Raw genomic sequence first — 12,289 nt, 5'->3', positions numbered from 1 at the left:
AAATCGTCGGAGGGTGCGGGACAGGGTGGACACGGCCGGGGTCTTGCCACGTTTGAAACCCAAGGCATGGGCCAGGGGCACGCCGTGCTGCCGGCCGAAACGGGCGATGCCAATCAGGCTGGTGCGGCCCATCAGCATGGCCAGGGCGACCAGTCCGATCACCGCGGGCAGCGGATGAATCTGTCCGCGAGGACTGCGAGGATCGGGCAATTCCGAGAGGGCTTCCAACAGCGTGCAAGAACTCATGGCCACCGACCGGGTAATTTGGAAGATCACCTCCTCTACCCAAGCAAGCCCAAATCCACAACCTCAAACTGGGAATGGCCCTGTCGACTGTTCCAAATTCGGCCCCATCGCCGCCCGCATTTGTAACAATGCCACTTGGGGCTGTCTTCAGTGATGACGCAACCACCCAACGGGCTAGGGGGCGGGTTCACTTTGTATAGTCCGTAGAAGATTAATCCGATTTTCTCCCGCTCACCACATCGCGGGCAGTGATCGTCAGGCTCGGCCGCCGCCCGCTGCCGGTTATCAGGCAGGAGCATCACGCCGACGGTTATCGATGTCACGACGTATGCGATGCCCGTCGCAAGCGCCCAACGACGTGTGACCATTGGAAAACTTCCCTTTGTTTGGCGCATCAGCTTGCCGCAATTGCGAAGCATTGCCGCTGTTTACGGCTCGCCGGACAGCGTTTCACCACCGGCGAGGGTGACAATTGCCGCCATGACGTTGATGGAGATGGTTTCGCGGAGGAACTTCACCCGGCCGTCCGCGAAGACGGCGTTGGCCCCGCCGGTGTGGAAGGCGTAGACCTCGTGGCCGTTGTTGCAATTGATCGCGCAGGGGCCGAATTCATCAACACCGTCGGGGCTGTAACCATCCAGATTGATCGGCGTCCGGTTATTGACGCTGGCCCAACCGGCCTCGTCGGTGGTTCCGATTTTCACGCCCTTGCGCCACAGTTCGGGCCGGCCGGCGTCTTCGGTGATGAGAAGGGTTTGGGAGGTGCCGTCGGTGATGTCCGCGATGCGATACCCCACGCCGTCAGCCAGCACGCCGGAGGGGTTCCCCTGCCACGGCGCCAGCAGGCCGGTGGCGATCAGGTTGGTGTCGACACCGGTGATCGGGGTGTAGTCGCTGGCCCCGTAAAACTGGACCCCGGAAACGCCGGTCCGGCTTGACGGCGTCGAGGGGCAAATGAACACCGGAACATTGACCGACACCACCGGTTGGTTGGCCGGATCATCCCACGACTTGCTCCAGACATACCGGTCGGCGAGCGGCCCTTGTTCCAGATACGGCAGCACAAAAATCGCCCACGAATGGATGGCGGGGGAGTGGCTGCCGTCGATGGCGGGGGGAAAGCGGTCGTTGGTGTCGTGGTAATGGTGCAGGGCCAGGCCGATTTGCTTGAGGTTGTTCTGGCACTTCATCCGATGGGCGGCCTCGCGCACCTTTTGCACGGCCGGCAGCAACATCCCGATCAGGATGGCGATGATGGCGATGACCACCAGTTGTTCGAGCAGAGAGAACCCGAAACGCCTGTTCATGGCCCATTGTCCTTCGGCGATCCTCATCGACGCCGCCGACCGCGCCCGTCAAGGACAAACGCTGTTGCCCCCGGTTTCGTTGGCGGAATATTTGTTTTGACGAGTGGATTCACGGGCGACACCGCCAGTGACAACGAGCCTGCCACCATCCCACGGTAATGGCCGGTTCGGGGGGAAGCAAGAAAAATCAGCGGCCGGATGAGTCGTTTGGGTTCTCAAGGTTTGTCTTGATCTTGACGAGCCGAGCTCCGTGAGGAGCCGGGTGGCTTCCGGCAGGGAAGGGGCTTCAGCCACGGGTTTAAAGTCCGGCTGAGTAAAGGGGAGGCGGCTCGACCACCGGAAGCCACCCGGCTCCTGACGGAGCTCGGCTCGCCAAGACCAAGAACAAAACTTGAAACCAAGCCTCAAGAAATCGCAACATCAAAACCGCGAGTCAGGCGAAGGCTTCGCATTGTTGGTTCACGACGCCGACTTATTTGCCGACGGCGGCCGGGGTTGGCCATCAACGAAATGATGGTTTTGGCCACCGGCGGGACGAACCCCTTGGCGGCCAAAACCATCAATGAAAACACTCGCGAAGCCGGGCGCCGGCCCGTCGGGTGTTTCGCTTACTCCGTCTCGGCTTCTCTCTTCTGGTTCTTGATGAACTCCTCGTTCTCCGTCAGCTTGGCCTCGGCCCGCAGACGGAGAATGGCGTCCCGCACTTCCTTCTGGCGTTCGTCGCTCAGGGCGTATTGACTGTAAAGCGGGTTTTGCGAGGCCCCGGTGGCGTTGCTCTTGTTGAACACATCCCGGAACTGATCCACCGTGCGTTCGTTTTTCGACATCAGGACGGCCACGTAATATTTTGACCGCGGCGCGTCATGCAGGACGATTGTCGTGCCGAGCGGTTTGTTCCGCTGGTCGATGAGCTTTTCCACGAAGTCCGGCGTCGGGTTGGCGACTTGCTCCTTGGTCAGTTTCGGCGTTTCGTAGTTCATGCTGGCCTGCGTGGCGCCGTGCTGGAACTTCAGTTTGGCGAGGCCCTCCACCGGGAACTGTTTGTACGGGAGTTCGGTGAATTGCTTTTCAACACCCGGCTTGTTCGACTCAATGGCCTTGGCGATGGTCTTCACCTGTTCGGCCACTTTGTCCGCTTCCTTTTGGGCCAGGGCCTTTGCCTTGTCCAGCTTCCAGGCGGCGTCCACCAGCTTGGTCATCTCGCCTTTGGTTTCCTTGTTGGCGATGTCGAAACTGTTGTAGGCCACCGGGGGCAACTCGTCGGTCAGCCACACCATCAGGGTCGGCTTGTCGAGGTCTTCGCCGCTCGCGCGGGCGTTCGGGAAGAACTCCGGGTCGAATTTCATCGTTTGCATCATCGGTGGCATGCGCGGATCTTGCTGCGGGAACATGTCAAAGAACTTCTTCACCAAAGAACTGGCCGGTTCGGCGGGATCTTTGGCGAGGTCCTTCTCGGCGGCTTCCACCAGCGGCTTCAACGCCGGGTCGGTCAGGATGGTCGTCTTGGTGACGGCTTCCTTGTTCCCGCCGATGGTCAGGCCGCGGGCGGCCGCCCAATCGGCGGCGAACTTGTTGGCGGCCTTCTGAGCGGCCTCCGACTTCGCCTTGTCCGGGGCGGGCCCGAACATGTCGCGTGCGGCTTCCAGCATCTTGTTCTGGAATTCATCGGTGTCCTTTTTGAACAGCGAATGAATCTGGTCTTTCTTGAGTTGGGCGACGATGTCCTTCAAATACAAGGCATCGTGAATCGGCTTCGGGTTGTGAGCATAAGCCAGGGCCGGCCAGCCGAAAGCGTTCGCGGCCGACAGATTGAACGGAGCCAGCCACGATTGCAGCACCACGGGCGCCATCGTCTTCAAGTGTTCGATTTCGATGTTCCGCACGGCCAGCGTTTGGGCGGCGTGGAATTTGGCGAAGTCCGGGTGGCCGGAAAGCGAGCCAAGCAGGCTGGCAATCGGCTCGGGGCGGAAGATGCTCGTGTCGCGAGGCCGGAAGAAGAATTGCTCGCCGGGGGCGATGCGGTTGTTCGCCAGCGCGCGACGGTCGTCCAAGTCTCTCTTCACGGGCAGCGTTTCCGCAAGGTGCGGTTGGGCGGCTTGCGTCAGGGCGGCGATGCCGTTGCCACCGACCGACATCGGGCCGGCGATGCCGCTGAGGAACACGCTCGCGGCCGTGACCGGCTTGACGGCGTCGGCAACGCGCTTGGCTTTGGCATCCACCGTCACAAATTCAATCTTCACCTTGCGGGATTCCTTGAAACCGGGCGTGTCCCGGTTCGGGTCCGCTTCCTCGTTGCGATACTTCATGAACAGGAGATTGCGGTCTTTCGCGGTCGGTTCTTCCTTCACCTGCGACACCAGCGAGGCGGTGGGAATTTCAAACAGGGTGTAATTCAACTCCCGGCAGCGATCCTGATAGAACTTGTAAAATTCGTAAGGCGTGACGGCACCGGGGCCGCTGCTCAGCGTGGCCGATTCTCCCTTGGCGAACCGGCCGCCGCCGGAGGACATATTCCCTTGAAGAGTGACCATCACCGCGCGGGCGCGGTATTCGTTGGTCACGGCCTTCATCAGCCAGTCGCCGGAGAAGTTCGGGAATCGGCCGCTCTTGCGGAGCGTCTGTTCGATTTTCCCGTTGTCTGCCGAGGTGAGCCGACCGCCGGTGTCCTTGGTGACCAACTCCTTGATGGCGGCCGGAGAATAGGCGATGCCGAGTTTGTCGGCCTTCTTCAACAACAGGTCGTAATCAAGCAAATCCTTGGTCGTGTCGCCCATCACCGTGCGGAAGAACGGGGACGGCATCCGGGCGTTGATCAGGTCGTGGAAGAGAATGTCCTGCACGTTGTCGAGCGCCTTGACATCGTCCGAATCCGGTTTGGCCGAGGCGCGGGCCTTTTGGATCAACTGAGCCGGCGGGCCGCCGAACATCTGTTGCGTGTAGGTCATGTAGGCGTTAAAGTCTTCGCCGCTCCTGATGGAATCGACCTTGAGGCCGATGAAGCGGTCGATCGCGTCCTTGGTGTCCTTGGTCAGCCGATTGCCTTGCAGGTCTTTCTTCAAGTCCTTGGCGAGGTTCATGAACGAGGCCTCTTCGGCCATCGACATGAAACTATTGGCGGCGAGACGCTCGCGGCGAAGCTCGTCCAATTCGGTTGTGCTAATGTTGTCGCCGTATGCCTCGGCGACGACAGTTCCCCGCTGCGCCCGGCCGAACATATTACCCACCTGACCGAAAAAGTCGGTGGCCCCGCCGGTGCCGGCGGAGAGAACAAAGGTCAACATGACCACGATTCCGAGAACGGCGAAGATGCTCTTGCTACGTTTTCGGAATGATTCAAATGGGTTGAAAGCCATTGCCGCTCCTCGGTTTATGGCGATGATCGCCGCCGGAATCCGTTTACCGACCCTTGACGCCGGACGACGCGGTGTACTATTTGGAAGGGGATGACGGTTCTCCCGAATGACAGATTCTATCGGGTGTGTCCGGAACGGACAGAGTGGCGCGGTGTCACAAGAAGAACTGGGGTTATCAGGGGTTTTTTCAAGTAACATCCGGCAAATGACCGCCGGTGTTCACTCAAACAAGAGCCCCACTGCGTCAGCGGTGGGGGTTGCCCAACACAACAAGAAACCCCCACCGCTGACGCAGTGGGGCTCTTGAGAAACAAGGCGAGTTCTGGTGGAAAAGCATTGGCCTCGCGTGAGCAAGTTCAAAACCCCCTTGAATCGTTTGCCGACCCCGCGCCCTCCTTATTAATGTTGGCGATTGCGAGTTGCGAGTTGTGATCGGTTGTTCGTTCTCCGCCCCCTACCGACCTTGCCGGGTTCGATAAGGTGGTAACAATCGGTTGGTGAGTGAAGATCTTCCACGGAAACAGTTATGCCGAGCAAGAAGCCAGAATCGTCCTCTCCGAAAAAGCCTGCGGCCAAAAAGCCGGCGGCTCCGAAGAAGGCGGCCGCGCCGAAGAAGCCGGCCGCCCTGCGGAAGCCCAAGGCGGCCGAGACCACGGCGGTCACCGCCAAGCCAATGCGCGAGCCGTACACCGGGCCGCGTTCGGGGACGCTCGTCATTGTGGAATCCCCCGCGAAGGCCAAGACCATCGAGAAGTATCTCGGTGGCGGGTATCGGGTTCGGGCGAGCTACGGCCACGTCCGCGATCTCCCCGTCAGCGGCAAGTTGCGCGGCGAAGAAGTTGTCGGCATCACCATTGGCGACGACTGGCGGATGCGTTATCAGGTGATCGAACGCACGGACAAAGGGGGCAAAGGCCGCCGGTCCACACAGGACATCATCGACGAACTTCGCCGCGAATCGGACAAGGCCGAGATGATCTATCTGGCGACTGACCCCGACCGTGAAGGGGAGTCCATCGCCTGGCACATTGAGGAAGAACTTCAACTCGAACCGGAACGCACCCGGCGGATCACGTTCAACGAAATCACGAAAAAAGCGGTGCAAGACGCCATTCGCGGCGCCCGCTCCATCGACCAGCATTTGGTGGACGCCCAGGAAGCCCGCCGGGCGATGGACCGGATCGTCGGTTATCCCCTCAGCAACCTGTTGAGCAAGAAGATCACCCGCGGCCTGAGCGCCGGCCGGGTGCAATCGGTGGCTGTGCGTGTGGTGGTGGACCGCGAACGCGAAATCGAGGCGTTCAAGACCGAGGAATACTGGCGCATCACCGCCCTGCTGGCCGTGCCGACCGGGCCAAAATCCCTCGCTGGATTTGTGTTCCCGACCAAGGTATTGGCCAAGAAAAAAGGGGCGCCCACCGCGAATGCCAAAAAGCTGACCGACGAGCAACAAGCGGACGACCCGGAAGGTGCCGACACCAGCGAACCAGCCGAGGGGGAAACCCCGGAAGCCGCTGAAAAAGCGGAGAAAACCGCCGCCCCGAAGATCCCGACTGGAAGTTTTGTCGCCGAATTGGCCCAATGGCAGGGGAAGGAATTCAACGCCGCCACGGAAGCGGCGACCGATGCCGTGTATGCCGATCTCGACAAGGCTTCGTACACGATCACGAAGGTCGAGCAGAAGGACCGGAACGACCACGCCCCGCCGCCGTTCACCACGTCCAGCCTGCAACAACAAGCCAGCATCCGCCTGCGGATGTCGGCCCAGCGGACGATGCAAACGGCCCAGAAACTTTACGAAGGGGTGACCCTCGGCGCGGACGGCATCACCGCCCTCATCACTTACATGCGTACCGACAGCACCCGTGTGTCGGACGACGCCTTGAAGATGGTGCGGACGCACATTGATGACGTCCACGGAACGAAGTATTTGCCGGAAAAGCCGAACTTCTTCAAGTCCGGCAAGAGCGCCCAAGAAGCCCACGAAGCGGTTCGGCCGACGGATCTGACGTTCACCCCGCAACGGGTGGCCAGCTATCTCGACACCGACCAACTTCGCTTGTACACGCTGATTTACAACCGGTTTGTTGCCAGCCAGATGAAGCCCGCCATCGTGGCCGTCACCTCCGTGGAAATTCAGGCCGGGGAGGGCTTGTTCAAGGCCAAGGGGTCGATTGAAAAGTTCGACGGTTACCGCAAAGTGTGGGCCGCCGGCAAGCAAGAAGACGTGATGTTGCCGATCCTCGCGGAAAAGATGCTGCTCACGAAACTTGGCCTCTCCGCGAGCCAGCACTTCACGCAGCCGCCGAGCCGGTACAACGAAGCCTCGCTGGTGAAGATGCTCGAAAAAGAAGGCATCGGCCGGCCGTCCACGTATGCGACGATCATCTCGACGATCACCAAAAAGGGATACGTCGATTCGGACAATCGCCGATTCAAGGCGACCGAGTTGGGCAAGACCGTCACCGATTTGCTGGTGAAAGGCTTCCCGAGCGTGCTGGATGTGAAGTTCACCTCGCACTTCGAGGAGGAACTGGACGAAATCGCCAACGGCAAGATGAAGTCCGATGCCGTGCTGAACGAGTTTTGGGTTCCCTTCAAGGAAGCCCTCTCCCACGCGGACACGGCATTGCCCAAGGCCAAGGGCCGCGAAACCGGCGAACCCTGCCCCCGTTGCGGCCGGCCGCTGGTGGAGATGTACAGCGCCAAGCTGAAGGGAAGCTTCGTTGGCTGTTCCGGCTGGAACGCGAAGGAAGAGCCATGCAGCTACATCAAGCCCAAGGAAGGCGAGCCGGAGCCTGTTGACATCAAAGTCAATTGCCCGACCTGCGGCCTGCCGATGGTGCAACGCTCCAGCCGATGGGGTGCGTTCCTCAGTTGTACCGGCTACAAAGCCGACGGCACGGGCTGCAACACGATCTGCAATCTCGGCGAAAACAACGAGGTGATTATCACCTGCAAGAAGACGGAATTCCCCTGCCCGAAGTGCGGCAAGCCGTTGCTGTGGCGCAAGGGGAAGAGCGCCCCGTACTTCACCTGTAGCGACTCCACTTGCAAGACGACCTTGGAAGCCGACAAAACCGGCCTCGCCCCGCAACCCCCGATTGAGACGGGAGTGGTGTGCGACAAGTGCGGCTCCGCGATGGTCATCAAGAAAGGCTGGCGCGGTCCGTTCCTTTCGTGCGTCGGCTATCCGAAGTGTCGCAACGCGAAGCCGCTGACGAAGGAATTGAAGGAAAAATTCAAGGACATCCTCCCGCCGCCGCCCGCGAAGAAGCAACTTCCGGCGGTGGAAATCAAGGAAGAATGCCCCGAATGCGGCTCCCCCTTGAAGCTCTGCGAAGCAAGAGGCCGCTACTTCCTCGGCTGCTCGGCTTGGGCCGAGACGAAGTGCAAGGGAACGAAACCGATCTCGCCGGAATTGATGGAGAAGATTAAGGCGGCGAGCCCGCCCCCGGCCGGCGGGTGATGAGACTCGTAAGCATTCGGCGAGGGAGATCACATGGCCAAGTCGAAGGGGACGGGAAAACGAGCCACGAAGAAAGAGGCCACGCCGGAGGCGCCCCCGCCCAAGGAAGCCGCACCCGTGGCTTACAACGATGAGGATGCCGAACGGGAGTTTATTGGCTTGCCGGGGCGGATCGACGAGACAATGGCGGTGGTTCGGTACACTGGCCGCAAACGCGCCTATATCCATTACGGGCGGGCCGGGGACGGGCTGGCGTTCTGGTATCTCATCCGATCGGACGGTCCCCGCCTGCTGAAAGTCTACCCGCCGCATCTGGCCAACGAATGCTATACCAGTTTGCTGGAAATGATGGCCGGCTGGCGGGCAAGCGTTGATTCCAGCCCGATGTCGGATAGCTACTGCGAGATATGCCCGGATGAGTCCGTCGTCGAACTGGTGATCCGGTCCCGCTATCTGACTGATTTCGCGTGAGGCGGCCGGAGAGATCAACCCGTCGAAGAAGGCTTGCCAAAGACCAAGACGGACAAGGGCAAACACCCCTCTTGAACCATTTCCGGTCGATGATCATAATCACATTCGATCTCGCAAACGCCGGAAGCCACACCAGAATTGAGACCATTCAATGCCCGATCAATGGCGCCACCAAACCCATGTCTATGTTCGCGGCCGGGTCGTTTACGGGTGTCCGGGGTGCGGCGCGAGGCGGGGAATCGAGTTCGAGCGGAACATTCGCCTTCAGCCCGGCGTTGACATGACGGACGACTACGTGGCCAAATACGCCCTCGCTGGCCCGGCGGGCGTTCCGCCCGTTTCCCCCTGTCCCCGGTGCGGGGCGAGGCTCCCGCGAGCCATCGGCCAGACCCGGCATTGGTGGGATCAGTGGGCGGCCATCTTCCCCCCGTTCGTTGTGGCGTTTGCCTCGGGGGCGGCCTATGGGGTCAGACAGCCGTGGGCTTATTGGCTGCTCATCATGATCGGCCCGGTGATCGTGACAGCGCAACTGTGGTGGTTCTGTCGGGTCGGCCGGCGGGTGCCATCGTCGGCCGGGTGGCGCGGGCCGGACGGCGAGCCGGCTTTGGCCGATCCGGCCCCGTCGCGGCGATGGGGTTATGCGTTTGCGGCCGTGGCGCTTCTGGCCCTGCTCGCACCCCCGGTTCGCCGGATGGTCTTGCAAACTCCGCTGAATGAGGAATGCGAATACGCGGTGGTGTCGCCCGGCCTGAAAGTCCGGGTCTATCTGGCCAACGATCTGCAGGCCATCAAGGGCGAATGGGGCGGAACCGGCCGGGCGGTTGCCCTCAATGCCGATGAGTTGGGGATTCCCCCGGAACTGCCCGTGGAGACGCCGACTCTGACGAAGACGGACGAGATTTATTTGAAAAAAGACGAGGGCCACAAAACGCCGGACACCCATGTGGCCATCACCCTGCCCGACGACCCCGCCCTCGCCGGAAAGACACTTCGGCTGCGAACAGACTTGACGTTGACCTATCCGAAATCGACGGAACGGAATTTTTTTGAATACCACACGGCCAATCTCTCCGAAGAACGCAACCTCGTCTTGGTGACCGAATCTGAACGGAAAACGGACCTGATCGTTTCGGTGGCGGGCGCCCTGACGGGCTTGTTCTTCTCGTTTTTGGGAGGAGCCCTCATCCTATGGTCCGACCGGCGCCTGCGACTGTCCGGCGCGGAACCCCGAGTGGAGATTGAGGAGATTGAGGAGTGATCGTATCGTTGATTGGCCGCCCGGATTGCCGTGATCGCCCTGACGCGACATCAGGTTCAAAGTCGCCTCCATCGACGTTTTGAAGTGGCGTTTTTGGGTTTTCAATGTTGGTGTTGATGAGTCGGGCTATAAATTGGGCGAGTTCCCTTTCTCAATTTCATCTCCGGGAGACAGCAATGGAAGAACTCATCACGATGGTGGCCCAGAAAACCGGCATCCCGCCGGAGCAAGCCAAGGCCGCTGTCGAAACAGTGCTGGGCTACGTCAAAGGAAAACTTCCTCCGGCCGTCGGCGGGCAGATTGACCAATTCCTGAGCGGAGGAAACGGTACTCTTGACGATCTCAAAAGCAAAATTGGCGGCTTGTTTGGAAAGTGAGTTGGCGGCCACTCCTTCGACATGCGGGCCGATCTGTTTAATGGCGGGGAGTCGCCGCTTATCCCTTGATGGTCATCAGCGGGGTGAGTTCGGCGACCGGCCTCGCAATGCCCGCGTCGGCCAGCGTGTTCACCACCGGGCCGATGCCCTTGTAGGCAAACGGGGCTTCCTGTTTGATTTCTTCCAGTTTCTTTTCCAAGATGTCCGGGCGTTGACGAACATCGGGCCTTCGCAAATCAGTCGGGGTCACGACCCGGAATTCCTCCATGAATTTGCGAAACTCGTCGTCGAAGCCGCGCATGGACTCGCCCCGGCTCAAAAGACGGCCGGCGCCGTGGCTGGCGCTGGCCATCGACTCGGCGTTGCCCTGACCGACCATCACAAAGCTGCTGGCCCCCATCGAACCGGGCACCAACACCGGCTCGCCGTAATAGGCGAACGGCGTTCCGGCCATCGCTTCAAACCCGCGTGCCGGGGTCGCCCCCTTGCGATGGAGAATCACCTCTTCGCCATCCACTTCGTCCCGCCACATAAAATTGTGCGGGGCATCGTAGACGAGATCGCAGCCGACGTGGTCGCCGAACACCCGCCGCATCCCGGCCACCGCCATCACCGCCAAAAACATGCGGTTGGCGTAGGCAAAGTTCGCGGCATTGTGCAGCGCGTCCCAAAATGACTCGGCATGAGATCGGTGGCGGTCACCCTCGGGCAAAACAAAAACGCCGTTCGCCGGGTGCTTGAGTTTGTCCGGGTGGATCTTGCGCACCACGTCCCGGTAGTGGCTGCCGCACAGGTGCCCGATACCCACCGAGCCGGTATGCACCATGACGGTGACTACTCCGGGCTTCAGCCCCCAGGCATGCGCCACGGCCCCGTCGAAGACCTTTTCCACCCGCTGAATTTCAACGAAGTGATTTCCCCCGCCGATGCTGCCAATCTGCCCGTCGCGGCTAAGCCGCCCTTCTTCTCCCATGAAGTCAGACAGCCCGAAGACACGGCCCGCGGGGAGGCTGCCCCGCCGTTCCACGCGGTCCAGTTGGTCCGCGACCCCCAGTTCCCGCACAAGGGGCCATAACCCCTCGTTCAAGTCGGCCGTCGCATCGAGCATTCCCTCCAAGCCGGCGGTGAACATCGCGTGCCGCTGGCCACGGGTCATGGGGATGTCCCGGCCCCCCTCGAAGAATATGCGACGGAACGCGGTGTCAAGGTCATCGACGCGCGAGGCCACTTCCTCCGGCTTGAGAGTCGTGGTGTGCAGCCGCATGCCGCAGTTGATGTCACTGCCGATGGCCTGCGGGACCATGAATCCGCGAGTGGCCAGCACCGTTCCGACGGGGATGCCACGGGCTTTGTGAAAGTCCGGGGTCACCGCCACCCGGCTGATCTCGGGCGGACGGTCGAAGCTGTCAGGGGCCGCCTCGGCGAATTGCCGGGCCGTGGTTTGCAGATCAAGCAATTCAATCAATTCCGTCACGGCGACTGATTCCACCGGCACCTGTTCGCTGGCAAACAACGTGGTCTCAATGCCGTGCGGGTTGTTGATCCGCACACGGGTTTCGTCAAGTCGGGTCAGTCGCGAGTCGGTCTGCAAAGTTGGCTCCGGGATTTTGTCATGGGGTGACGTTTCAAACGGCGGCAAGGTTCGCGCGATCCTTGCCCAAGCGATTGACAAACGCGCTTATTGCCACTTGAGTTTGCTCTGGATTCACAACATTGCGGATCTGCTCCCGTCTTCCCCATTTCGGACAAATCATCACATGGTTTTCAAATCATCCCAATCGGAATAATCGGCGCAATCCTCAAGTCTG

Annotated in this window: 9 protein-coding genes; 4 read left to right on the top strand and 5 right to left on the bottom strand. The window is 60.7% G+C overall.

Going from position 1 to position 12,289, the window contains the following annotated elements; translation table 11 throughout:
• From BGIM_RS0114885 to BGIM_RS0114870, 4 genes are all read right to left on the bottom strand, one after another.
• The coding region (locus tag BGIM_RS0114885; RefSeq protein ID WP_029630062.1) for a transposase family protein at nucleotides 1-276 on the bottom strand (276 nt) is incomplete at its 3' end.
• A 5-nt stretch (nucleotides 277-281) separates the two neighbouring features.
• The gene (locus BGIM_RS62900) at nucleotides 282-614 is read right to left on the bottom strand and encodes a hypothetical protein (protein WP_157369006.1); all 333 of its coding nucleotides are present in this window, start codon (nucleotides 612-614) and stop codon (nucleotides 282-284) included.
• A 60-nt stretch (nucleotides 615-674) separates the two neighbouring features.
• The gene (locus tag BGIM_RS0114880) at nucleotides 675-1,553 is read right to left on the bottom strand and encodes a DUF1559 domain-containing protein (protein ID WP_020470558.1); all 879 of its coding nucleotides are present in this window, start codon (nucleotides 1,551-1,553) and stop codon (nucleotides 675-677) included.
• Between the two features lie 608 nt (nucleotides 1,554-2,161).
• Nucleotides 2,162-4,834 (bottom strand): hypothetical protein, encoded by a 2,673-nt coding sequence (locus tag BGIM_RS0114870; protein ID WP_157369004.1) that lies wholly within the window; start codon nucleotides 4,832-4,834, stop codon nucleotides 2,162-2,164.
• A 598-nt stretch (nucleotides 4,835-5,432) separates the two neighbouring features.
• On the opposite strand from BGIM_RS0114870, the gene topA reads away from it, so the two are divergent.
• The 4 genes from topA to BGIM_RS0114850 all read left to right on the top strand — a co-directional run bounded on the left by topA (nucleotide 5,433) and on the right by BGIM_RS0114850 (nucleotide 10,481).
• Complete coding sequence (gene topA / locus BGIM_RS57495) at nucleotides 5,433-8,375, top strand: type I DNA topoisomerase (RefSeq protein WP_020470554.1); 2,943 nt, start codon at nucleotides 5,433-5,435, stop codon at nucleotides 8,373-8,375.
• A 33-nt stretch (nucleotides 8,376-8,408) separates the two neighbouring features.
• On the top strand, nucleotides 8,409-8,846 hold the full coding sequence (locus BGIM_RS0114860) for a hypothetical protein (protein ID WP_020470553.1): 438 nt from the start codon (nucleotides 8,409-8,411) through the stop codon (nucleotides 8,844-8,846).
• 151 nt (nucleotides 8,847-8,997) lie between these two features.
• A complete protein-coding gene (locus BGIM_RS0114855; RefSeq protein ID WP_020470552.1) occupies nucleotides 8,998-10,104 on the top strand; it encodes a hypothetical protein in 1,107 nt (368 codons plus the stop codon).
• A 176-nt stretch (nucleotides 10,105-10,280) separates the two neighbouring features.
• On the top strand, nucleotides 10,281-10,481 hold the full coding sequence (locus BGIM_RS0114850; RefSeq protein ID WP_020470551.1) for a DUF2267 domain-containing protein: 201 nt from the start codon (nucleotides 10,281-10,283) through the stop codon (nucleotides 10,479-10,481).
• A 58-nt stretch (nucleotides 10,482-10,539) separates the two neighbouring features.
• Here the strand turns inward: BGIM_RS0114850 and BGIM_RS0114845 are convergent, their stop codons facing one another.
• A complete protein-coding gene (locus tag BGIM_RS0114845) occupies nucleotides 10,540-12,072 on the bottom strand; it encodes an RtcB family protein (RefSeq protein WP_157369002.1) in 1,533 nt (510 codons plus the stop codon).
• Nucleotides 12,073-12,289 lie beyond the last annotated feature (217 nt).

Origin of the sequence: Zavarzinella formosa DSM 19928, from assembly GCF_000255705.1 — a bacterium.
GTDB lineage: Bacteria > Planctomycetota > Planctomycetia > Gemmatales > Gemmataceae > Zavarzinella > Zavarzinella formosa.
This window is presented reverse-complemented; position numbering and strand designations above follow the sequence as displayed.